This window comes from Methanoculleus thermophilus, assembly GCF_001571405.1.
Taxonomy (GTDB): Archaea; Halobacteriota; Methanomicrobia; order Methanomicrobiales; family Methanoculleaceae; genus Methanoculleus; species Methanoculleus thermophilus.
In genome coordinates, this window is sequence record NZ_BCNX01000014.1 from 1 (window position 1) to 21860 (window position 21860).

At 59.7% G+C, this 21860-nt stretch carries 26 protein-coding genes, 2 tRNA genes and 1 rRNA gene; 15 read left to right on the forward strand and 14 right to left on the reverse strand.

Going from position 1 to position 21860, the window contains the following annotated elements:
- A 5S ribosomal RNA gene (gene rrf / locus MCUTH_RS10575) occupies positions 1-115 on the forward strand; the annotation flags it as partial.
- 46 nt (positions 116-161) lie between these two features.
- Here rrf and MCUTH_RS10580 read toward each other — a convergent pair.
- From MCUTH_RS10580 to MCUTH_RS10590, 3 genes are all read right to left on the reverse strand, one after another.
- The gene (locus MCUTH_RS10580; protein ID WP_066958762.1) at positions 162-689 is read right to left on the reverse strand and encodes a fasciclin domain-containing protein; all 528 of its coding nucleotides are present in this window, start codon (positions 687-689) and stop codon (positions 162-164) included.
- A gap of 412 nt (positions 690-1101) precedes the next feature.
- Entirely contained in the window at positions 1102-2313 is a 1212-nt protein-coding gene (locus MCUTH_RS10585) for a multidrug effflux MFS transporter (protein ID WP_066958763.1), read from the reverse strand.
- Between the two features lie 38 nt (positions 2314-2351).
- Positions 2352-2426, reverse strand: a tRNA-Glu gene (locus MCUTH_RS10590).
- 190 nt (positions 2427-2616) lie between these two features.
- Here MCUTH_RS10590 and MCUTH_RS10595 point away from each other — a divergent pair.
- Positions 2617-3732 carry an OBG GTPase family GTP-binding protein gene (locus MCUTH_RS10595; protein ID WP_066958764.1) on the forward strand — a complete coding sequence of 372 codons (1116 nt, stop codon included), beginning with the start codon at positions 2617-2619 and terminating at the stop codon, positions 3730-3732.
- Here MCUTH_RS10595 and MCUTH_RS10600 read toward each other — a convergent pair.
- The gene (locus MCUTH_RS10600; protein WP_066958765.1) at positions 3719-4834 is read right to left on the reverse strand and encodes a tRNA (guanine(10)-N(2))-dimethyltransferase; all 1116 of its coding nucleotides are present in this window, start codon (positions 4832-4834) and stop codon (positions 3719-3721) included. The two genes, MCUTH_RS10595 and MCUTH_RS10600, sit on opposite strands and share 14 nt — an antisense overlap.
- 69 nt (positions 4835-4903) lie before the next feature.
- Here MCUTH_RS10600 and MCUTH_RS10605 point away from each other — a divergent pair.
- From MCUTH_RS10605 to MCUTH_RS10615, 3 genes are all read left to right on the forward strand, one after another.
- A tRNA-Arg gene (locus MCUTH_RS10605) sits at positions 4904-4978 on the forward strand.
- 75 nt (positions 4979-5053) lie between these two features.
- A complete protein-coding gene (locus MCUTH_RS10610; RefSeq protein WP_066958766.1) occupies positions 5054-5893 on the forward strand; it encodes a geranylgeranylglycerol-phosphate geranylgeranyltransferase in 840 nt (279 codons plus the stop codon).
- A gap of 211 nt (positions 5894-6104) precedes the next feature.
- Positions 6105-6515, forward strand: coding sequence for a bactofilin family protein (locus tag MCUTH_RS10615; protein ID WP_066958767.1), 411 nt, complete (start codon positions 6105-6107; stop codon positions 6513-6515).
- On the opposite strand, the gene MCUTH_RS10620 is transcribed toward MCUTH_RS10615, so the two are convergent.
- From MCUTH_RS10620 to MCUTH_RS10635, 4 genes are read right to left on the reverse strand one after another with little or no spacing between them, the layout of a single operon-like run.
- Positions 6480-7184: a DUF116 domain-containing protein gene (locus tag MCUTH_RS10620; RefSeq protein ID WP_066958768.1), complete on the reverse strand. Its 705-nt coding sequence runs from the start codon at positions 7182-7184 to the stop codon at positions 6480-6482. The genes MCUTH_RS10615 and MCUTH_RS10620 overlap by 36 nt on opposite strands.
- On the reverse strand, positions 7181-8233 hold the full coding sequence (gene mtnA, locus MCUTH_RS10625) for an S-methyl-5-thioribose-1-phosphate isomerase (protein WP_066958769.1): 1053 nt from the start codon (positions 8231-8233) through the stop codon (positions 7181-7183). The genes MCUTH_RS10620 and mtnA overlap by 4 nt, the downstream gene beginning before the upstream one ends.
- A 2-nt stretch (positions 8234-8235) precedes the next feature.
- Positions 8236-9510: a CoB--CoM heterodisulfide reductase iron-sulfur subunit A family protein gene (locus MCUTH_RS10630; RefSeq protein ID WP_066958770.1), complete on the reverse strand. Its 1275-nt coding sequence runs from the start codon at positions 9508-9510 to the stop codon at positions 8236-8238.
- Complete coding sequence (locus tag MCUTH_RS10635) at positions 9503-9994, reverse strand: gamma carbonic anhydrase family protein (RefSeq protein WP_066958771.1); 492 nt, start codon at positions 9992-9994, stop codon at positions 9503-9505. The genes MCUTH_RS10630 and MCUTH_RS10635 overlap by 8 nt, the downstream gene beginning before the upstream one ends.
- Before the next feature lie 431 nt (positions 9995-10425).
- Between MCUTH_RS10635 and MCUTH_RS10640 the strand changes: the two genes are divergently transcribed.
- The gene (locus MCUTH_RS10640) at positions 10426-10884 is read left to right on the forward strand and encodes a phosphopantetheine adenylyltransferase (protein WP_066958772.1); all 459 of its coding nucleotides are present in this window, start codon (positions 10426-10428) and stop codon (positions 10882-10884) included.
- Here the strand turns inward: MCUTH_RS10640 and pyrI are convergent.
- Positions 10877-11347 carry an aspartate carbamoyltransferase regulatory subunit gene (gene pyrI / locus MCUTH_RS10645; RefSeq protein ID WP_066958773.1) on the reverse strand — a complete coding sequence of 157 codons (471 nt, stop codon included), beginning with the start codon at positions 11345-11347 and terminating at the stop codon, positions 10877-10879. The two genes, MCUTH_RS10640 and pyrI, sit on opposite strands and share 8 nt — an antisense overlap.
- Entirely contained in the window at positions 11344-12240 is an 897-nt protein-coding gene (gene pyrB, locus MCUTH_RS10650) for an aspartate carbamoyltransferase (RefSeq protein WP_066958774.1), read from the reverse strand. The genes pyrI and pyrB overlap by 4 nt, the downstream gene beginning before the upstream one ends.
- A 185-nt stretch (positions 12241-12425) precedes the next feature.
- Between pyrB and MCUTH_RS11460 the strand changes: the two genes are divergently transcribed.
- A complete protein-coding gene (locus MCUTH_RS11460) occupies positions 12426-12620 on the forward strand; it encodes a hypothetical protein (protein WP_083524871.1) in 195 nt (64 codons plus the stop codon).
- A gap of 5 nt (positions 12621-12625) precedes the next feature.
- Here MCUTH_RS11460 and MCUTH_RS10655 read toward each other — a convergent pair whose 3' ends face one another.
- The 4 genes from MCUTH_RS10655 to MCUTH_RS10670 are packed head-to-tail and all read right to left on the reverse strand — an operon-like array spanning position 12626 to position 15510.
- Entirely contained in the window at positions 12626-13351 is a 726-nt protein-coding gene (locus MCUTH_RS10655; RefSeq protein ID WP_066958775.1) for a tRNA (adenine-N1)-methyltransferase, read from the reverse strand.
- Entirely contained in the window at positions 13348-13689 is a 342-nt protein-coding gene (locus MCUTH_RS10660; RefSeq protein WP_066958776.1) for a nascent polypeptide-associated complex protein, read from the reverse strand. Before MCUTH_RS10660 ends, MCUTH_RS10655 begins: the two co-directional genes overlap by 4 nt.
- Entirely contained in the window at positions 13671-14171 is a 501-nt protein-coding gene (locus tag MCUTH_RS10665) for a PUA domain-containing protein (RefSeq protein ID WP_066958777.1), read from the reverse strand. The genes MCUTH_RS10660 and MCUTH_RS10665 overlap by 19 nt, the downstream gene beginning before the upstream one ends.
- On the reverse strand, positions 14113-15510 hold the full coding sequence (locus MCUTH_RS10670) for a single-stranded-DNA-specific exonuclease RecJ (RefSeq protein WP_066958802.1): 1398 nt from the start codon (positions 15508-15510) through the stop codon (positions 14113-14115). The genes MCUTH_RS10665 and MCUTH_RS10670 overlap by 59 nt, the downstream gene beginning before the upstream one ends.
- A 749-nt stretch (positions 15511-16259) precedes the next feature.
- Between MCUTH_RS10670 and MCUTH_RS10675 the strand changes: the two genes are divergently transcribed.
- The 8 genes from MCUTH_RS10675 (at position 16260) to MCUTH_RS10710 (ending at position 21856) form a co-directional block, all read left to right on the forward strand.
- Positions 16260-17648: an NAD(P)H-hydrate dehydratase gene (locus MCUTH_RS10675; RefSeq protein WP_224732805.1), complete on the forward strand. Its 1389-nt coding sequence runs from the start codon at positions 16260-16262 to the stop codon at positions 17646-17648.
- A gap of 56 nt (positions 17649-17704) precedes the next feature.
- Positions 17705-18199: a cyclic pyranopterin monophosphate synthase MoaC gene (moaC, locus tag MCUTH_RS10680; protein WP_066958803.1), complete on the forward strand. Its 495-nt coding sequence runs from the start codon at positions 17705-17707 to the stop codon at positions 18197-18199.
- Positions 18200-18325: 126 nt separating this feature from the next.
- Positions 18326-18916 carry a 50S ribosomal protein L15e gene (locus MCUTH_RS10685; protein ID WP_066958779.1) on the forward strand — a complete coding sequence of 197 codons (591 nt, stop codon included), beginning with the start codon at positions 18326-18328 and terminating at the stop codon, positions 18914-18916.
- A gap of 31 nt (positions 18917-18947) precedes the next feature.
- Positions 18948-19592, forward strand: a complete 645-nt coding sequence (locus MCUTH_RS10690; protein WP_066958780.1) for an RNase P subunit p30 family protein — start codon at positions 18948-18950, stop codon at positions 19590-19592.
- Positions 19589-20071 carry an Rpp14/Pop5 family protein gene (locus tag MCUTH_RS10695; RefSeq protein WP_066958781.1) on the forward strand — a complete coding sequence of 161 codons (483 nt, stop codon included), beginning with the start codon at positions 19589-19591 and terminating at the stop codon, positions 20069-20071. Before MCUTH_RS10690 ends, MCUTH_RS10695 begins: the two co-directional genes overlap by 4 nt.
- A complete protein-coding gene (psmA, locus tag MCUTH_RS10700) occupies positions 20071-20793 on the forward strand; it encodes an archaeal proteasome endopeptidase complex subunit alpha (protein ID WP_066958782.1) in 723 nt (240 codons plus the stop codon). Before MCUTH_RS10695 ends, psmA begins: the two co-directional genes overlap by 1 nt.
- Before the next feature lie 11 nt (positions 20794-20804).
- Positions 20805-21509, forward strand: coding sequence for a ribosome assembly factor SBDS (locus MCUTH_RS10705; RefSeq protein ID WP_066958783.1), 705 nt, complete (start codon positions 20805-20807; stop codon positions 21507-21509).
- Positions 21510-21565: 56 nt separating this feature from the next.
- Positions 21566-21856, forward strand: a complete 291-nt coding sequence (locus tag MCUTH_RS10710; protein WP_066958784.1) for a 50S ribosomal protein L37ae — start codon at positions 21566-21568, stop codon at positions 21854-21856.
- The last annotated feature ends 4 nt before the right edge of the window (positions 21857-21860 follow it).

Genomic DNA, 21860 nt, shown 5'->3' on the forward strand with positions numbered 1-21860 from the left:
GCCAGAGCAGAGGGGAAACACCTGGACTCATCCCGAACCCAGCAGTTAAGCCCTCTTACGTATTGTGTGGTACTGAGGTACGCGAGTCCTCGGGAAGCACGATTCGCTGCTAGTACCTCCCTTCCATTGGAAGCCTGCTCTTCTTTATTGTTCTGTTACGATTATCCCTCACTGCTTTGATTGGTCTCTTCTGCAGAAGATGGGCTGCTGTTAAAATTTGCCAGTTCCAGTGTTTTCTCCTGCGTTACGTTTGTTGTATTTGTGATATTCACTACAGCACCCGCCGTCTCTGCCTCAAGGAGGATCTCCGAGGGGATCATCACGGCATCGATGATGTAGATGATGCCGTTTGTTGCCAGGATCTCGCTCCCGACCACTTTTGCCCCGCCCAACCTCACTTCACCGCCGGTCGCTTCCACTGTGATCGGGCTGCCCTGTACGGTTGGTATGGTTTTGGCTGCAGTGATCTCCGATATTGTGTATCTTCCTGGGGCCAGATGATAGAGCAGAACCTCGGCGAGGTTGCCCTTAGGGTCATTGAAGAGTTCTTCCATCACGGCGTCCGGTAGGTGGGCAAAGACCTCATCCGTGGGTACAAAGATCGTGCACGGGCCGGGACCGGTGAATGCTCCTTTGAGTCCCGCCCTCTCTATCGCCTCTAAAAAGGTTGAGAAGTTGCCATTCTGCACAAGTACCTGCTCGATCGTCAGGTTTCATTCTGGATTTGCGTAAATAGGGGTCGATTTGAGCGATTTTAGGTTGCATGCAGGTGAGGTGCATGGCGGACGTCTGATCGCGCGGGCCGGGACCATCACGGCCGGCGGTATTGATGCCTCTTTGGGGCGTTCGCTCAGGTGATCCTACGCGATGCTGACTGCCCTCCGGCTGAACCCAAACGGCGGCAACTACAAACGTATCAAGCGTTCCGTCGCAAAGACAGCCTCACCTCTTTTCCGATGGGTTTAAGATAGTCTTTTTTCGGACGAGGGGGCAGGGAAGTTTTTCGGTTCCGTGCCTCTGCTACCGGGCGCTAATCGTCTTGGATCCTGTGCTTGTGTAGGTGCTAATAGAATCCCTCATCGTCACGCCCATCGGCTGTTCTCAACTCCTCACCAATCCCCATCTCCCGATCGCCGCCCACCCTGCGAGGCACACGGCCCCGACCGCCACGTTGAGCGCGCCAAGGCTCAGGACGAGGTTCTCTCCGCCAAGGAAGACCAGGATCATCCCGGCGCTGCCGAAGACGAGGCCGGCGCAGTTGATCAGGGCTGATGCGGAGCCGGTATCCTCCTTCTGCTGGTCGAGCATCAGGAACGCGCCCGGCGGACGCACGGCACTCCCCATCAATGATGCCGGGAAGAGGCCCAGGGCAAAGAAGAGAGGGCCGAGGTTCCCGAAGAGGCAGACGAGTGCTCCTCCGACAAGCATGACGGCGAAACCTGATGCGACGATCATCCAGCGGCTCGTGTGCCGGGAGAGCCAGAGGTAGAGGAAAGGACCCACTATCAGGCCTATAGCGTTGAGAGCAAAGTAGAAACTATACCACTGTTCCGAGAGCCCGAACCAATCCTGGTAGATGTACGGTGAGGCGGAGACAAATGCCAGGGATGCGGTGCTCACGAGCGAAAAAACGACGAGGAGCGATGTAAAACCCGGGTTCCTGAGCACGGCCCCGAGTCTCTGGATGGATTGCGCCACGGTGCCGGTATACCGCGAGGGTATGGTCTCTTCGAGGAGGAGGGCGCCTGCCATCGAGACGACTCCGATGAGAGCGAGTGTCAAAAAGAGCCCCCGCCACGACGTGTAGGGGAGCATGAACGCGCCGAGGACCGGCGCGATGGCGGGCGAGATGACGACCATCGACTGGACGATCGAGAGCACTGATTCCTGCTTCCTCCCGTCGTAGACGTCCTTGACCATCGCGGTCGCGACCGCAGAAGCGGCGCTGCCGCCGATGGCCTGGAGGACGCGGAATGCGCTCAGATGCCAGATGCTCCACGAGAGCGCACACCCGGCGCTTGCTGCGATGTACAGGGCAAGTCCGGCGAGGAGGATTGGACGGCGGCCGTATTTATCGGAAAGTGGGCCCCAGAAGAGCAGTCCAAGACTGAAGAAGAGAAAGAAGAGGATCAGGGTGAGGTTCGTCAGGTCGGCGGAGACCCCAAAGTAATCTCCCATGCCGGGGAGAGCGGGGAGGTAGAGATCGGTCGAGAGCGGGACAAAGGCGGAGAGCAGAGCAATCAGGACGACGAGACCCTTGTCGCCGAGATATTTCTGGACTCGCTGGTTTTGGCCGGAAAGTGATTGATCCATGGAATCGTCTCGAAGCAGAAGATTCTTTGAAAACAGAATGCTGCTATGGGGATTTGAACCCCAGTCGTAGGAGTGAGAGTCCTACATGATTGGCCGGTCTACACTATAGCAGCGCATTGCACACCATTGTGCTCTACATTGTTTGATGTTAAACTACTTAAACTTATCGCACATGCCCCTCTCCATGACCCGGCCTGTAACCTCGTAATCGGAGCCATATCCGGGCCTCGATTCTTCTGCCACACCATGATCTTTACCACAGACACCAATAAGTAGCTGCCCCGCATACCTATACCGGCAGTAATGAGCAGTGTCGAAGAGCAGATACGGGAGATTGAGGACGAACTCAAGAATACCCCGTACAACAAGGCGACTTCCAAGCATATCGGCCGCCTCAAGGCGAAACTTGCGAAGATTCGCGACGATGCGGTAGCCCGGGCTATGGCCTCCTCCGGCGGGGGAGAGGGCTACTCCGTGAAGAAGTCGGGAGACGCCACCGTTGTTTTAGTCGGTTTCCCGTCCGTCGGAAAGAGTACGCTGCTCAACAAACTCACCGGCAACGACCTCTCAGAGACTGGGGCATATGCCTTCACGACCGTCTCTGTCATCCCGGGCTCGATGGAGCACAGGGGCGCAAAGATCCAGATCCTGGATATCCCCGGCCTGATCGCCGGCGCAGCGATGGGCAAAGGCCGCGGGAAGGAAGTGATCGCCGTCGTCCGGAGCGCCGACCTGATCCTGATCCTTGTTGACGTCTTCAACCAGCAGCACGTCGACGTCCTCCTGCGCGAACTCTACGATGCGGGAATCCGAATTAACCAGGAAAAACCCGATATTACCATAAAGAAGACCGCAAACGGCGGGATCAGGCTGAACACCGTCGGCAGCGTTGATCTCGATATCGAGGAGATCCGGTCGATCCTTGCAGAGAACAAGATCGTCAATGCGGATGTCCTGATCCGCAACAACGTAACCCAGGATGATTTCATCGATGCGATGATTGGAAACCGGGTCTACGTCCCTGCATTCATCGCGGTCAACAAGGTCGATCTCGTCGACGAGAAGACGAGGACGAATATCGAGAAAGAGTTGACCAAACGGTTCGGTGAACCACCCATCATGGTCTCGGCGCACAGCGGCTACCGCATCGAAGACTTAAAGGACGCAATATACGAGAATCTCGGATTCATGCGTATTTACTTAAAACCGGTCGGCGGCCCTGCAGATATGGACGAGCCGCTGATCATCCGGAGCCCCGCGACGGTCGAGGACGTCTGCAACCGGCTTCACCGCGACTTCGCAGACAAGTTCCGGTATGCAAAAGTCTGGGGTAAATCGGCCAAGCACGACGCGCAGCGCGTCGGCCTCAACCACCAGCTCGCGGACGGGGACATCCTCACCATCGTCACCCGCCGCTGATCACTTTTTCAAGGACGGAAAGCGGTGCATCGGTTTTTATGGCGGTCCCTGAGTAGTGCGCTCGGCTTGCCCGGTAGCCGAGCCCCACAAGACGCTCGATGACCGTCTCGATGCTGCCGGGTGAGACCCGGAGTGATTTTGCTATGACGTGGTAGTCGTAGTGGCTCGATGTCTCCAGCTCCTGCCGGCAGGTCGAGAGCAGCCGCGCGATCCGTGCCCTGTTCCCGACGTTCACCAAAGGAAGCAGCTCCTCCATCGCGGCGAGCGTCGGATCGTCGTTGATCCTCCCGGTCCAGAGGGGGCCGACGGGGACGAGGTCCGCCCCGCAGAGGGGGCACTCCTCTGGTTCCGGAAGGAGACCGGTCTGCTCTGTCCGATAGAGGCAGTCTCTGCATTGCATGATGTAGCCAATCCGCGCAAGCGTCCTGTCGGCCGCAGCCGCCCCGTCCCTGAGACGGAGGTGCAGGCGGTGGAAGTGCTCGTGTGCGTAGCAGAAGAGGGGCTCTACCCCGCGATCGTACTTGATCACCTCGCGCACAACAAACCCTAGCAGCGTCCGGAGGCCGACCTCGGCGTGGTACTCGGTATTCCGGGGGCGGGAGAAGTAACGGCGCATTCCGGCTTTTAAGTGCGCCCCGCAGAGCGGGGCGGTATCGGTCGCGGTGACGAAGAGGTACCTCCCGGCGCTCCGGGCGGCGGCGTCGACAAACGGCGCAGGCGTCCCGAAGGGATCGAGATCGACGGCATCGAACTTCCGTACACTCATCAGAGCATTCGCATCGCTGTGGGTGACCTCGGCGGACAATCCGAGCCTCTCCACGTTCTGCCGGGCAAGGTCGACTGCTCTCTGGCTCCAGTCGTTGATCGTGACCGGGATACCGATTTCATGCGCCACCCGGAGCCCCCGGGCCCCTGACGCTCCCATGGCGTCGAGATAATCCTCCGGCCGCAGGACTGAGAGGAGGAGGATTGTAACATCCCGGTTCAGTTCCATGCGTGGATTATAAAAGACCGGTCCGCCTCCCGGCGGGAACTGAAGATGAGGATCTTGCCTCGGCACGAAAAACCGGGTTCTACCCTCCGTAACCTCAACGATATCCATTGCTTCCGGAAAGGTGGATACTCGATACCCTTATACCTTCTCATGAGTAATACTATTACTCCAGTCTGTGGGCTTGTGGCCTAGCCAGGATATGGCGTCAGCCTCCTAAGCTGAATGCCGGGGGTTCAAATCCCCCCAAGCCCGTCCGTTTTCCCGTGTTCTCTCAAGAGAAAACCCTCTGGTTATTTATCGATAGCCTGGTAACCTAACTATCCGAAAATGAGCGCAACAGCCTTTATCAGGATAACTCGCCCGCACAACGCCGTCGTTGCGGGGTTTACCGCGCTCATCGGGTACCTGGTCGCCACGGGTACCCTCACGCCGCCGTCGCTCCTGCTTGCCGTGGTGGTGACGCTCATAACCGCTGCGGGGAACGTCGTCAACGACGTCTATGACCTCGAGATCGACCGGATCAACCGGCCCGATCGACCCCTCCCGGCAGGACTGATCACTCTTTCCGGTGCGAAAGCCTACGCGGCAGTTCTCTTCATCGGCGGGCTTGCCGCCGCCGCCCTGACGACAACGCTCTGCTTTGCCATTGCTCTCGTAAACTCAATAATCCTGGTAGGATATGCCGTCTGGCTGAAGCGGACCCCGGGTATAGGCAACGTCGCGGTCGCCTACCTGACCGCGAGCGTCTTTCTCTTTGGTGGAGCGTTTGAAGGTATTGAGGGGCTCATTCAGAACCTCTCGCTTGCAACGATCACGTTCCTTGCGACCATCGCGCGGGAGATTCTCAAAGACGCCGAGGACGTGGACGGAGACGCTGCCGGAGGGGCACGCACGCTTCCTATGCTCGTCGGCGTCCAATGGACGGGCCGGCTCGCGCTCGCCTGTGCCTGCGGCGCAGTTCTCGTGAGCATTCTCCCCTTCGGCGACTGGTGGGGTCTCTTTTATCTTATCGCCATCGCGATCGTCGATATCGTCATCCTCTTTGGGGCGGCCCGGGGAGCGAGGTGCACGACGCCGGCATGTGTCCGCACGTCAAGGGCTACATCGATCTTACGGGCCGGAATGTTTGCTGCACTCGCGGTCTTTGCGGTTGCTGCGATCATCTAAGTTTCGGCAGCGCTTTTCCGCTTATCGAGTGGGCGGAGCGGGTGCCGGATATTCAGGTCAGCAGGAATGAATCTCTTGCGGGAGTTTAAGCCCGGGTGTTGTGACCCTGGCCTTTTGCCTGCGAACGCCCGGATGAACTCTGGCCGATCCGGAAAAATGCACTGATCAATTTATCTGATCCTAAATAGAGTTATTATCGCGGGAGATCCTCATGAAAGTTTACCGGCACGGGGACACGTACATCGCACCTAAAGGTTCCTTTTTTGACGGAAACGTGAAGATAGACGGAAATTTCATCGTCCCTCCGGAGACGCATATCTGGGGCAACGTCGTGGTTGCCGGCCGCTTCGAGCTCGGCCCGTGCTCAACGGTCGGTGGTTCAATCAAAGCCGAGAGTATCGTTGTCGGCCACGATGCCAAAATAAAAGGGCCGGTTTGTGTTGAGAAAACCGCCACGATCTGCGACAATGCGCGGCTCCATTCAATCCAGGCGGGAGGAAACATCATCCTCCGGCCAGGGGTCAACGTCGGGGACGTCAACAGCGGCGAGACAATCTTTGTCTTTGGAAAGGTCGGAAGCGTTCGCTTATTCGGAAGGGCCGTGAAGGTCTACGGGACCTGAAACGCGCTCAAGGCCAAGCAGGGCGACATCCCTCACCGCCGCCCAGTCCGCTATCGTCTCCACACATCCATCTTTTAGGTTCACGACGCCCATAGGGGTGATCCCAATCTTATCGCACATATCGATCCCGTCTTTTACCTCCGTGAGGCAGCCGACGCCGATGATCGCCTGTGGATGATACTTCTTGACCATCCGCTTTATGAATGTCGAGCCCGGGACGATGAAGACTCTATATCCGAGCCCTTCCAGCCAGGCTGTATTCTCCCCGACTGCACAGCGACCGCAGTTCCGGCATTTGAGACCTTCTGGTGTCAGGTTTGCCGGACACTGCGCCGATCGCAGGCATTGAGGGAGGAAGACCGCCCGCTGATTCACGGGGGTCTCCGAGAATGCCTTTGTGTTCATGGTGTTTCGGAGAGTTATGAAGAACGTGACGAGATCCCGATCATCCAGACCGAGGAGTTTGCAGAACGCCTTGACGAGCCCTTCGAGGAGGACCAGGCCCGGTATCAGGATCTGCGGAAGGTAAGATTTCCCTCTGGTGATCGATGCGGTGACGATGATGGCGAGCGCTATCGCGGCAAGCAGCATTCCGAGGATGAGGAAGAACGTGATCTCGCCGATGGTGGTCATCAGCTGGATCCAGAGGTTGGATTCAAAGAGTGTCATGATCTGGTTGTCTCTATAAACTGGAAGGACTTTGCGTACGGGGGTCGCAGGACCCCGATCTCGGTGATGATGGCATCGACAAGATCGAGGGGCGTGGCGTCGAAGGCGTAGTTGAGCACCCTGACGTCGTCGGGGACGAGTTGTCGGTCGCCACAGTACGCGAGTTCAGCGCGGTCCCGCTCCTCGACGGTGATCTCACTCTCCACCCGGGCAAGATCGAATGTGGAGACCGGTGCTGCGACGTAAAACGGGATTTTATGGTGATGTGCGGCGACGGCGTGCATGTAGGTCCCGATCTTGTTGAAGACTGCATCCTTTGTGATCCGGTCCGCGCCGACGATGACGAGGTCAATCTTTCCCTTCCGCATCAGGTATGCCGCAGACGAGTCGGGGATGAGGGTTACGTCGATCCCGTCCCGGGCAAGTTCCCAGCAGGTGAGCCGGGAGCCCTGGTTCAATGGCCGGGTCTCGCAGGCAAACACTCGCACGTTCTTGCCGGCTGCGACGGCCGATCGGATCACCCCGAGCGCCGTCCCCCAGCACCGACAGGCGAGCGCCCCTGCGTTGCAGTGGGTGAGGACCGTGCAGTCGTCGGGAAAGAGGTCTTTGCCAAACCCACCGAGCCTCCGGCAGGTCAACTCGTCCTCTTCTGCAACTGCGTTCGCCTCGGCGACGGCGAGGGCCTTTGCCTCCGCAACCGTTCTGGCCATCGATACCTTCGCAAGAACGCGGTCGATTCCCCACGAGAGGTTGACCGCGGTCGGGCGGGTGCTTTTAAGGAAGTCTCCCGCCCGCCGGAGATCGTCGAGGAATCTTCCGAGATCCCCTTCGGTGCTCCGGACGGCTGCAAGCGCCATGCCCATCGCACCCGCGATGCCGAGGGCCGGGGCGCCCCGGATCTCAAGCCTCCTGATCGCGCGGGCGAGATCGTCGACGGTGGTGCACCGCATCAGTTCGTACCTGCCGGGAAGGAGGGTTTGATCTATGTATATGATGCACTCGCTCTCAGCATCCCACGCGATGGTGTAGGGCTCTCTCCTCTCTGACATGCTCATTCTGCCCTGATAACATCAAGATACGCCCGCATTGCAGCTGCTTCTCCCATGGCGACCGAGTCCGGGATATCCTTTGGTGAGGTGGCGGTTCCCGCCACGTAGATCCCTGGCTTTACCGTGAGCACGGGGCCGAGTTTCTGGTCGGCAACCCCGAAGAACCCGGACTCATCCATCGGGATGCCGAGCATCCGGGCAATCTCCTCGGCCCCGGAAGCAGGCTCGAGTCCGACCGAGAGGACCACCAGGTCCGGGTGGAACGTCTCCACTTCGCCGGTCTCGGTGTTCTCCGCGGTCATCATAAGATGATCGCCCTTTTCGAGCACCTCGCCGGGGAACCCGCGGACGAACCGGACCCCAAGCCTCTTCGCCCGCTCGTAGTACTCCTCGTAACCCTTGCCATACGCCCGGATGTCGTTATAGAAGATCGTGACCTCGATCTCGGGGTTCTTCTCGCGGATGAGCGTGGCGTTCTTCATCGCGTACATGCAGCAGACCCCCGAGCAGTAGGGGCGGCCGAGGGATAGGTCACGGGAGCCGACGCACTGGACGAACGCCACGCTCCGGGGAGGCTTGCCGTTCGAGAGCCTCTTGAGCTTGCCGCCCGTCGGACCGCTTGCGTTAATCATCCGTTCTAACTCAAGGCTCGTTATAACGTCGGGGATGGCAAGATAACGCAGTTGTGTCTTATTTCGTGCATCAAACGTCGTATACCCGGTGGTGACGATGATGCTTGCCACCTCGATCTCGATCAGCCGTTCCTCATCCTCGTGGAGGATTGCTCCCTTGCCGCAGACGTCGTAACAGAGGCCGCACTCGATGCAGTGTGCCTGGTCTTTGATGACGATATCGGGGACCGCCTGTGGGTGGGGCTTGTAGATTGCTTTCCGCACGCCAATCCCGGCGTCGAACCGGTTATAGACCTCGACCGGGCAGATCGCCGTGCAGTCCCCGCACCCGTTGCACTCTTCCTCGATGATGTAGCGGGGATGCTTCCTGACCCTGACCTGAAAGTTCCCAACCTCTCCTTCGACCGACTCGACCTCGGAGCAGGTGTGGATGGTGACGTTGGGGTGCCGTGCCACCTCGACCATCTTTGGAGAGAGGATACACATTGAGCAGTCGTTTGTGGGAAATGTCTTATCGAGTTGGGCCATATGGCCACCAATGGTCGGCTCACGCTCGATGAGATGGACGTGAATGTTGTGACCTGCAAGGTCGAGCGCTGCCTGGATGCCCGCGACCCCGGCCCCGATGACGACGACGTCAGTCATGGCGGTACCTCTCTGCAAGTTTGACGTATTCACGCGCGTTCTGGATGATGCTCTCCTGCTGCTCGGGGGTCGTCTCTCTGACCACTTTCCCCGGCACGCCGAGGACCAGCGAGTTCGGCGGGATCTCTTTTCCCTCAGTAACCACGGCGCCTGCTCCGATGATGGAGCCCTCGCCGACAACCGCACCGTTCAGGACGACGGCACCCATCCCGACGAGCACCCGGTCATGGATGGTGCAGCCATGCAGGATGGCGCCGTGGCCGACCGAGACATCTGCCCCTACGGTGACCGGAAACCCGATCGTGGTGTGGACGACGGCATTATCCTGAATGTTTGATCCCGCTCCTACGCTGATCCGGTCTCTGTCGCCCCGAATCACCGCGCCGAACCATACGCTTACGTCGTCGGCGAGCGTCACGTCCCCGATGACTGTTGCGTTCTCCGCGATAAAGACACGTTTCCCCGCAACCGATCCGCTCTCCATAGTGCTGGTACTATTGGTTGCAGCGATACAAAATGGTCTCCCTCGGCGTGGGGTTGGATGGGGTATGGTGGGTAGGGGTGCGAAAGGGCATACCGGAAGAGCATTGGGGCAGGGTAGAGTTTATGGGGTCATTTGCCGGGGCATGGATGCCTGATGAGCGAGAGGGTCGGGACACTGGATCGTGTGGGGGAGATTTGGGGGCACGTTCCCATTGAACTTCTCGTCCGCTCAGCCTCCTGCATATCCGGCGGACGTCTGTGCATGGGCATGTATACGGCGTTTGAGCATCGTTGAGTTTGCCCGCTCCTGCTTGATCCGCACATCCCTCAACCGGTTGAGCCTGGATGTCCAGCCGGTTGTCTGCTTCCCGAGTTCTTCTCCACACCCTCCCGACCACTACCCATAAAAGCCCTCGCGGCAAATGCCTCTGGATGAAAGTGATGGTCGGGGGGACGTTCGATCCCCTGCATGCTGGACATCGGAAACTCCTTTCCCGCTCCTTTGAACTCGCGGGATCTAGCGGAGAGGTGATCATCGGGTTGACGACCGACGATTTTGCCAGCGCAAAAGTGCACCCCGTCCACCCCTACGACAAAAGGCTCGAAAACATCACCTCGTTCATCCGCGAGCAAGGTTATACCGCAACGTGGAAGGTCGAACCGCTCGCCGACCGCTACGGCAGCGCTCTTGATGCGGACTTCGATATTCTTGTCGTCTCCGAAGAGACCTTCCCGGTTGCCGTGGAGATCAACGAACTCCGTCGAGAACGCGGAAGAAAAAAAGTGGATCTCTATGAGGTCTCATGTGTCCTCGCTGAAGACGGCCGGAGAATCTCGAGCACCCGGATCTACCGGGGGGAGATAGACCGTCAGGGCCGTCTGCTTAAATGATGTAGTTTGCGATCTCGCCCTTTTTGATCAGCCAGTCGCAGTAACGGCAGTGCAGCCCTTTATCGAGGACCTCAAATGTGCTCTCCACCGGCTCGTTCGTGTTCGTGATACAGCCGGGGTTCGGGCACCTGACCACGCCTTTGAGGAGATGCGGGATCTCCACACCTTTCTTCTCCACGACCTGGTAGTCCCGGATGATATTGATCTTTGCCTGCGGCGCAAGCAGGGCGATCCGGTCGACCTCCTCCTTGCGGAGTTCTCTGTTCTCGATCTTGACGATGTCCTTCCTGCCCATCCGCTTGCTCTCGACGTTCGTCGCGATACTCAGGCACTCACGCGTCGACCCGGTGATGCCGAGTATGCGCAAAACGTTTAACGCCTCACCGGCCGTGATGTGGTCGATGACGGTGCCGTTCTTGATCGGGCTGATGATCAGCCCGCCTGACGGGTCCTTCCTGGTCATTTCATCACCTCGTAGAGGAGCGCCATCCTGACGGGGACACCGTTCCTCGCCTGCTCAAAGTAGCGCGCATACGGTGTCTGATCGACCGCCGGGTCGATCTCTCCCGCGCGCGGGAGAGGATGGAGGATCATCAGGTGATCCCGGACGCCGCAAAGGTGATCGGGGGTGATCCGGTAACTGGACGCGACATTATAATACGATCCCGAGTCCGGGAACCGCTCGCGCTGGATCCGTGTGACATAGAGGACATCGAGGTCCCTGATCACCTCCTCGACGTCCTCATGCTCGATCACCTCCATCCCGCGCTCCCGGAGTTCAAGGGTGATGTTTGCCGGCATCTCGAGCCCTCCTGGCGCTATCGTGTGCAGTTTGACACCGTAAAGAGAGAGAGCGAGCGCGAGCGAGTGTGCGGTCCTCCCGTAGCGGAGGTCGCCGAGGAGCCCCACGTCAAGCCCCTCGATAGGCATCGACTGTCTGATGGTGTAGAGATCGAGCAGTGTCTGGCTCGGGTGCTGCCCAGCGCCGTCTCCTGCGTTGATGACAGGGACCGTGGCGAACTCGCTCGCCAGGCGCGCCGCCCCTTCCTTTGGGTGGCGGAGTACAATTGCGTCTGCGTAGCCGCTCACCACCCGGATGGTGTCGGCCAGCGTCTCTCCCTTGACGATGGAACTTGCCTCCACAGAGTCCACGCTGATTGACCGTCCACCGAGTCGGGCCATGGCCGTCGCAAACGACATTCGTGTGCGGGTGCTGGGCTCAAAGAAGAGGAGGGCTGCAAGTTTATCTTCAAGTACCCGGGGATGGTAGTTCCCGGTGTCAAACTCCCGCGCCCGGTCCAGCAGGTAATCAATATCTCTTCGTTCGAGATCGCGGATCGATATTATGTGGTACATCGTGTGGCTACCTTCCGGGGCCCATCTCCGACCGCCGTATCCCGGGCCGCCGTCGGGATCGGGGATTGCCCCTCTTCTCTTAAGAATAACTGTTCACCGCACATCCACTAATACCTTTTTTCCGGCTCCCGTTCACAACAACCTTTCTCATCTTTGCTCCCTAAAACTAGAGAGGAGGCGAACTCGTGTCAGGAGACAAAGAGACATATGCTCCCGAGACCTGCTGCCACTGCGACGGACTCGGATGCACTTACTGCAACAATACAGGTGTCGTGATGGTGCTGCAGCCCTCACAGAAGTGCAGGCACTGCGGCGGCGATTGCTGTATATACTGCGGCTACACCGGGTGGGAACACCCGCTCAAGGAGTATAAGGGGTAGCCCACCTATTTTCGTGCGATCGTGATGTAGCCGCTGTGGGCGACCCTGGTCGACGGCCGGGTCCCGCGGGCGGAGCGCATCAGTTCTCTCTCCATGCACTCGTAGCAGTGGACGTCGCGGAAGAGCGGCGTTGCGGCGTCGAGCGCAGTGAATGTGTGCTCGAGGAACGGCGTGTAGCAGGCGAGGTATCCGCCGGGCGAGAGGATCGAGTAGGCGTGCTCCACGTGCTCTCGCGAAAGACCGAGATCCAGGTGGACGACGTCAAACTCGCCGGTTGCATCAAGCATATCGGCAGCGATCACCTCGACGTTATCGAGACGGGCTTCCCTGATGTTTCGCTCCGCAAGCCGGGCAAACTCAGGGCGCACCTCGTAGGTCTTCACCTCACGGGCAATCTTTCCGAAGTAGATCGCGGCAACCCCGCTCCCCGTGCCGGCATCAAGAACGCGGTCGTCGCGGTTCATCCCGGTATAGGCGATGACCATCCCGATGTCCTTTGGGAGCATGGGGGCTCCGCTCCGTCTTGCGTGAACGAAGAAATCGGTCGGCCGGGGCCGCAGAACGGTGAACGGGACATCGAGGTGAGTCCGGATCTCATCTCCCGGATTCATGCCCACGAGCGCCAGAAGATCGATCATCCCCCGGTCGGTCGAGAACTGCCCCTCGCCCGCCGTCATGAAGTACTCACGGTCTTTGCCGACAAGCAGAAGACGTTCGCCGATCTCGATCATTGCTGCGAGAGTTTCAGGATTGCTTCGGCGATATCGCCGCGGGTCTCGATGAGCGCCGCCTTTGCGTCCTCTTTCGTTGCGCCTGTCTGGGATGCGACGAGGGCGACGTCTTCGTCGGGGATCTCCGGGACGGCCTCCTCAAACCGGGCTTCGCCGCTGAGCTGGTATGTGGTGACCCCCTGCATCGTCGTAGCGATGACCTGGGCATCGTCAAAGACGTAGTTTCCCGAAGACGTGTAGATCACAACCTTCTCGACGCCTTCGATCTCCTCCATCTCCATGCCCATCTGCCTCATCATCTGCTTCATCTTTTTTGGGTTTATCTTGCCTGGAAACATTCTGTTCCTCTCCCCTGTCGTACTTTTACCGCTACACCATAATTAAATGCCAGCATCTCCCGGCCGGAGAGCAGGGCTGTTCCTGTGGCGAGGAGCACGTCGTCGCCGGTCACCACCAGCACCTCATCGCCGGCGCGGATACCCTCGTCGGCGGCGACGACGTGCTTTGCCATCGCGTTCTTCCCGTCCGCAATGAACGGGGCTACGTCCTCCTGCACCGTCACCCGGTAGGCCGGGGGGGCAAGATGGGCGCAAAGACGCGCCGCCCCGGCGAACCCGAGGGTCAGGCGGCCGTCTTGAGCTCTAACGGTTGCAAGCCTCTCCTTCCCGAGCCGCACCTGACGGATGCGTCCCGTCGTCGAGTACTGGAAGGTGGACTCGTCGGGAAATATCGCAACTCCGGCTCCGGCGCCAAATTGGAAATCAGCTATCGTCCGGATCCGCCGAAGCGAACTGTCTTTTGAGTATTCGGTTGACACCATCAACAAACTCCTCCTCTGTATCCCGGGGGATGAACGCCCCGGCCGCGATCTTGTGCCCGCCACCGGCGCCGCCCACCGCCGCCGACGCCTCGACGAGCGCCTGGGCGAGGTCGACCCCCTGACCGAGCGCCCATTCGTTCGTCCGCATCGAGACCTTCGTGACCTCCGGTTCGTCCACCATCGCGGCGAGCACCATCATGGGTTTTTTCCAGTTCAGCTTGGAGAGCGCCATCCCCGCCCCGATCCCGACGATGGTGTCGGGGAACCGGTCGCCGGTATGGATGTACTGGAGGTGCGAGAGTTCAGTCACCCCGTTCTCAAGAATGTACTGGAGCAGGTCGCGGATGATCGTCCGGTGGTGGGCGAGCATGTGTTCAGCCTCGCGGTAAGCGTCGCCGCGATCCCCGTGGCAGATGCAGCTCCCGACCCGGGGCTTTGCCCATCGGCCGCAGGCGTTGAGCAGGGTGGCGTACTCGGAGGCGTTCCGGAGCGGCGTGCGCTCCGGCTCGTCGGGGAAGATGTAGGTCTCGGCGAGCAGGCGGTCGGTCTCTCTTCCGTGTGCGATGAGCTGCTGGGCAAGGGCGCTGATTATCTTGCGCTTATCCTCGAACGGGAGTTCCTCCCAGACAAGCCAGCCGCCCCGGGAGTTCTTCAGCGGAATGCCGAGACGATCGAGGAATCGGAGCGCTGCGTTGGTGTTGTTTGTGATCCCGTCGATGTAGGGGTCGTCACAGTACGCGAGACAGACATGAATGGGGCGGGTGGACGTCCCGTAGCAGTTTAAGTCCCGTTCGTGCACGATGATGTTGCCGTACTCCACGCCGTCCTGGACGATCTCGCGGGCCGGCCCGACGAGCCCGCAATGCTCTCTCGCCATCATATCCCCGACGTTTCCGATGACGGCGAGTTTTGCAAGATCTGTGCCTGTCGGGTCGATCGCCTTTGCGACCAGGTAAGCGAGCCCTGCGGTGCTCATCCTGGTGATACCGTGGTCAAGGCAGTTCACCTGGGGGTAGGGCGTCTCGCAGGGCTGGCTGACGTGGTGGTCGAGGATCAGGACTTCGTCGGCAGAAAGACCGTGCTCCTCAAGGAGGCCTTGCTGCCCTGCCCCAAGATCGGTGAAGAGTTTCAGGGACCCATCCTTTGGGACGTGGCGCATTGCCATCGGTTCAAGCTGGCGGACGAAGACCGACTCGACCGGCATGCCCTCGCGGGTGAGCACCTGCGAGAGGATTGCCTCTGTACTGATGCCGTCGGCATCGATGTGGGAGATGATCGTTACGGAGTCCGCATCAGAGATCAGATCCGCCGCTCTCCGCACGTCGCTATCGAGGCCCATCTCCATAGTAGTGCGTCGTATAAGGTCAATAAAGCATGGGAGTGTGGGGGTTGATGGTGTCAGAGGGGTGGGGTGGGCGGGATTCTGAGGTGACAGGTGGACGATCCGGCACCGGCCGCGGACTAGAGGGACGGGGAATTCCCTCCGTTCAGCGGGACCCCTTTGTCTGTTTATGGAGCTTGTCAGGGACTCGGTGGTGTGGGCAATTGCCAAGGGGTGAAGGACACAGGCCAACACGGTGTAATGCGGGTCGTAATGCAGTGCAACCATAACGATACAAGAACCCGATGCACTGGACCGTGGGGGCATCGCATTTCAGGGGGGAGGAGACAGGGGAGGGGGGATGCTCCCCCCTCCCCGTCAGCCCCACCCCCTAGTGCGATGTCCAGTGGGAATCCGTGTCAGGTGGGGCCACCGGGTATCAGCACGTTTCAGGATGTCCTGAAAGACGGTGGGTTTTGAGGCGCGAGCAAAGCGAGCGTGAGAATCTCGAAGAGTTTCGAGTTGCGACGATTCGTAGGATCGGAGCGTAAGCACCCGAAGGGTGTGAAGCACGATGGTCCTTCGACCAGTCGCTCCTCGCACCTAACAGTGCTCCAGCTCCGGTTCTTCAAACCGTCGCTCCTCGCACCTATCGGTGCTCGCACTCCGATTCTTCGAATCATCGCGCTTTCAAAAGATATCTATGAGAGAAACGCCATAGCACCAATCAGACAACGTTTAGAGGGCCATGCATGACACCGGAGAGTATGCGCGAGTTTCTGGAGACCGGCATCATCGATGCCGGCAGGATGAAGGCAGTCGAGGGGAATGCCGTTGCGCTCGGGCTGCCGCCGCTTCTGATGATGGAGAGCGCCGGGCGGGCGACTGCGGATGCAGTCCTCTCCTACAAACCCTCCCGTGTCCTCGTCCTCTGCGGGAGGGGGAACAACGGCGGCGACGGGATGGTTGCGGCCCGCTACCTCCAGCACCTCGATGCAGTCGATGTCGTCTATCCCGACTGCGGTTCGATGACCGCCTCGACCACCACCCAACTCTCCCTCCTCCGGCACTGCTCCGTCTCCCTCCATCCTATCAGGTGCGCCGCCGATATCGATCGGCTCGCCCCGCTCTTTGACTCGGCCGATCTCATCGTCGATGCAATGCTCGGCACCGGGATATCCGGCGCGGTGCGGGAGCCGTTTGCAACCCTCGTCGCCCGGGCGAACGCGAGCGGCGCGCCCATCATTGCCGTCGACGTCCCTACCCCCGGGATCAGGGCGGCAAGGATCCTCTCGTTCCACCGGTCAAAAGTTGAGGGTGCGGACGTCGTGGATATCGGCATCCCGCTCGAGGCCGAGGTCTACACCGGTCCCGGCGATCTCACCTTCCTCCCGGCACGCGCGCCCGGGGCCCACAAGGGTGCCGGCGGCGAGGTCCTCGTCGTCGGAGGCGGCCCCTATCAGGGGGCGCCCTACATCGCCGCAATGGGAGCGCTCCGTGCCGGGGCGGATATCGTCCGGATCGCCTCGCCTGCGTATATCCCCATGCCGGACCTGATCTACGAGCGCCTGGAGGGGAGCGTGATCACAGCCGATCACCTGGAGACGATCCTCCCCCTCGTCGAGCGGGCCGATGTCGTCGTCTGCGGGATGGGGCTTGGCAAAGCGAGCCACGATGTCGTCCTCGCCATCGCGGAGGCGGCGAAGCGAGCGGTCTTCGATGCCGATGCGCTCGTCCGTCCCCTTCCGACGGCAAAGGAGACGATCTACACCCCGCATGGGGGCGAGTTCGCCCGGATGACGGGTACGGACCTCCCGTCGGATCTTATTGCGCGTGGCCGATGCGTGAAGGCCGCCGCGACGACGGGGACCATCCTGCTCAAAGGCCCGGTCGATATCATATCCGACGGGGTACGGGTCAGGTTCAACCGGACAGGGGCCCCCGCGATGACCGCCGGTGGGACGGGCGACCTGCTTGCCGGCATTACCGGGGCGCTCTTCTGTCAACTTCCCGCGTTCGAGGCGGCTTCGATTGCAGCCTACGTCTGCGGCAGGGCCGGGATGCGGGCCGCAGAGGAGCGGGGGAACGGACTGATCGCGACCGATATGCTCGAGTACATCCCGGACGAACTCTTCCGGGAGAGATCGCCAGAGTGACCTTTGATGAGACACCCTCTTTTATCCCCGAAAAAACAGAAGATCTCCTGATACCAATGAACGAGTCCGGCAAACAGAGCGAAAAGCCGATATTCACGCATATCGCGAACGATCGCGCGCAGATGGTGGATATCTCGGGAAAGTCCGAGGTTCCCCGGGAAGCGATCGCGAGCGGAAGGATTTACCTGCGGAGCGAGACACTCCGGGCCATCCGGGAGGGAACCGTGGTCAAGGGCAACGTGCTTGCGACCGCACGGGTGGCGGCCACCCTCGCGGTGAAGGATACCCCGCGTATCATCCCCATGTGCCACCCCATACCGCTCGCCGGGATCACCATCGACTTTACGGAGGGCGACGGTTACATCGAGGCGACCGCCCGCGTTAAGTCCTACGGGAGGACGGGCGTCGAGATGGAGGCCCTCACCGGAGTCTCGGTCGCTCTTCTCACCGTCTGGGATATGGTCAAATCCGCGGAGAAAGACGAGAACGGGCAGTACCCGGTCACCCGGATCGATGCCATCCGCGTTGTTGAGAAGCGCAAAGGGGTCTAGATCTCCCTGCGGGTGGGTGCCGGCGAAGAGAATCCTTTATCTATGCTCCCGTCAACCTGTTAAAGACCACGGGATACGTCCCGGAAAGGAATGTGGCGGAAACGCTGAACCTGAGGTGATAAAAGAATGGCAAAGTCAATGTATGCCTACGTTCGGGATGCTTGGAAGCAGCCTGATAGGTCCGAAGTGAAAGGCCTCCTCTGGGAGCGCCTCCAGAGATGGCGGCGCGAGGGGAGCGTCGTGCGCGTGGAGCACCCGACCCGGATCGACCGGGCCCGGTCGCTCGGCTACAAGGCTAAGCAGGGTGTCATCGTCGTGCGGGTCAAGGTCCGCCGTGGCGGCCGGAGGAAGTCGCGGTACGTCCGCGGTCGCAGGACTGCACGCATGGGTATGCGCCGGATGACCCCGGCAAAGAGCCTGCAGCGCATGGCCGAGGAGCGTGCATCCCGCAAGTTCCCGAACATGGAAGTCCTGAACTCCTACTGGGTTGGGCAAGACGGACGGGCAAAGTGGTTTGAAGTGATCCTGGTCGACGGTCACCACCCGTCAATCAAGAGCGACCGCAACCTCGCATGGATAGCCGACCCCGTTCACCGCGGACGGGCGGAGCGCGGCAAGACCTCTGCCGGCATGAAGGGGCGCGGAATGCGGAAGCGTGGTCGTGGAACCGAGAAGACCCGTCCAAGCATCCGTTCCCACGCGAACCGCGGGAAATAAATAACCCTTTTTTCTATACGGCCCGCGCACAATGAAGATCACAGACGCCAGTGTATGTCCCTATCCTGCCGGCGACTCGACCATCGGCCGCATGGCGCTCGAAGCGGCGGAGCTCGGGTTCGATAGCATCGTTGCCGTCGGGAATGTCAGAGACCGATTCAACGGACTGGAGGTTCTCCGGGGGGCCGTGATCAATGCCGCCTCTCAAAAAGAGGTTCTCAAGCAGGTCCGTGAGCCCGCTGTCCGGCAGGCAGACGTGGTCTTCGTCAACGCAGGGGAGATCGCCTTTAACCGGGCCATAGTCTCGGTCAAGGAAGTGAACGTCATCAGAAACATCCACACTACCCGGAAGAACGCCTTCGACCATGTTGCCGCACGGACGGCAGCAGAGCGGGGTGTTGCGGTGAATATCTCGATTGCTCCCATCATCCAGCTTCGCGGGGCAAAGCGCCAGATGGCGCTGCAGCGGTATGCAGACGTTCTCCTGCTGCAGCGCCGCTATGGCTTTCCGCTGACGATATCATCCGATGCACACTCGATCCTTGAGCAGCGGTCGGTCCGGGAGATCCGGGGTCTCTGTGCCCTTTTCGGAATGACCGGGTCGGAAGTGAGCGAGGCCCTCTCCTCCGTCGGCCGGATCATTGAACCGAAAGCGCCCGTGCGGGTGGTTGAATGAAACCGAGACCGCCGGCGATGCGGACGAAGTGGCGTTATATCCTTGCACGGATCGTTCCGTCTCGGGTGGCAGCGGACTCAAAGCAGGTCTACCTCTCGGTCATCGAGGCGGCGACAACCCTTCTTGGGGACGTAACTGTCGGTCTTGCACAACCGGCGGTGGTCTTCTGTGATGGGGGATACGTTATGATCCGATGCCGGCGGGGAACCGAGAGCGATATCGCTACGGCCCTTACAACGGTCACCATGATCGCCGATGAGAGAGTAGCACTCCGCACGGTCGCCACATCCGGGACCATTCGTGCATTGCGGCGCCGGATAAAACCTATCCAACTCCTCTCGGAGCCCGGGGAAGCAAAGGTCGGGGAAACGTATTTCATGGTATACCGCTACCCCCGTCAAAAGGTTGATTTGGTCGAAAAGGGTATTAAACATCAGAAGTCATTGTTTTTCACCGAAGCCGATTTGGAGGAACGATAATGCAACCACAATATCAGATGGGATACGACCGGGCGATCACGGTCTTCAGCCCGGACGGAAGGCTCTATCAGGTTGAGTATGCAAGAGAAGCGGTGAAACGGGGCACAACGGCCGTCGGGATCAAGTGCAGCGAAGGTGTTGTGCTGATCGTCGACAAGAGGGTTACGTCCCGTCTCCTCGAGCCGGTATCCATCGAGAAGATCTTCAAGATCGATGCGCATATCGGCGTGGCATCCTCCGGCCTCGTCGGTGATGCGCGTTCTCTTGTGGACAGAGCGCGGGTTGAGGCCCAGATCAACCGGGTCTCCTATAACGAGCCGATTGACGTTGAGATTCTTGCAAAGAAACTCTGCGACCACATGCAGACCTACACCCAGTTTGGCGGTGCACGCCCCTACGGGACTGCTCTCCTGATTGCAGGGATCAGCGACGGAGAGGCACGGCTGTTTGAGACCGACCCGAGCGGCACGCTCCTCGAGTACAAGGCGACCGGGATAGGTACGGGCCGCCCGGCGGTCATGAAGGTCTTTGAGGACGAGTACCAGGAAGATGCGGACTTTGCTGGCGCTATAAAACTTGGTATCAAGGCCCTGCATGCCGCGACAGAAGGCAAACTGGATGTGAGTGCCATCGAGATCGGTGTCGTTTCCATCGCGACCCGGATGTTCCGGAGGATGGAGAAGGAAGAGGTAAAGAGATACGTCGACCAGTTTGAAGAGTGAGTGCACCTTCTATGATACCCCTGGACCAGGCAGTTGTAGCGCGGCTTGAGAGCTACGGTGAGCGATTCGAGGTGCTTGTCGACCCTGACCAGGCCATGCGTATCCGGCAGGGAGAGAATGTTGATCTGGAGGATGTAATAGCAGCGGACTCCATCTTCTCAAACGCCGCCCATGCTGAACGCGCTTCTGATGAGGCTCTCCAGAAGGTCTTCAAGACGACCGAGTTTGAGCAGATTGCGCTCCGGATCATTCAGAAAGGCGAGATTCATCTCACCGCCGAGCAGCGCCGTCAACTCATTGCAGATAAACGCAACAGGATCATTACGTTCATATCGCGGAACGCCGTCAACCCGCAGACCGGCTACCCCCACCCCCCGCAGCGGATTGAACTTGCCATGGAGGAGGCGAGGGTGAACATCGACCCCTTCAAAGGGGTTGAAGAGCAGGTCAAGGAAGTGGTCAAGGCACTCCGCCCCATTCTCCCCATCCGATTTGAGGAACTCCGCATCGCAGTAAAGATCCCGGCGGATTATGCAGCGAGAGCCTATGGTGAACTCCAGAGTGCAGCGACCATCGAGCAGAACGAGTGGCAGAAGGATGGTTCCTGGATTGCTGTCGCGAGGATTCCGGCAGGCATTCAGGGGGAGTTCTACGACCTTATAAACAAGATCTCAAAGGGCTGCGCGGAGAGCCGGATTCTCGAGCGCATCTCGTGAGTAACTATATTAATTGACAGCGCAAAAAATTAGAGGACATACAAGAGGTACGCTAAATGGCAAACCGCAAACAGAGTGCCAAGGGCAGGGTAGTCGGAAGTTCCGGGCGTTTTGGCCCGCGGTATGGCCGGTTTATCCGGAAGAGAGTGACCCAGATCGAGCAGATCTCAAATGCGCGCCACGTCTGTCCCCGCTGTGACCGGGAAACGGTCCAGCGTGAGGGAACAGGGATCTGGCTGTGCCGCAAGTGCGGGTTTAAGTTTGCCGGCGGCAGTTACGCTCCCGAGACTCCCGCGATGCGTGTTGCCGCGCGGAGCATTGAGCGTTCGCTGCAGAAGGAGGGCTAATCAG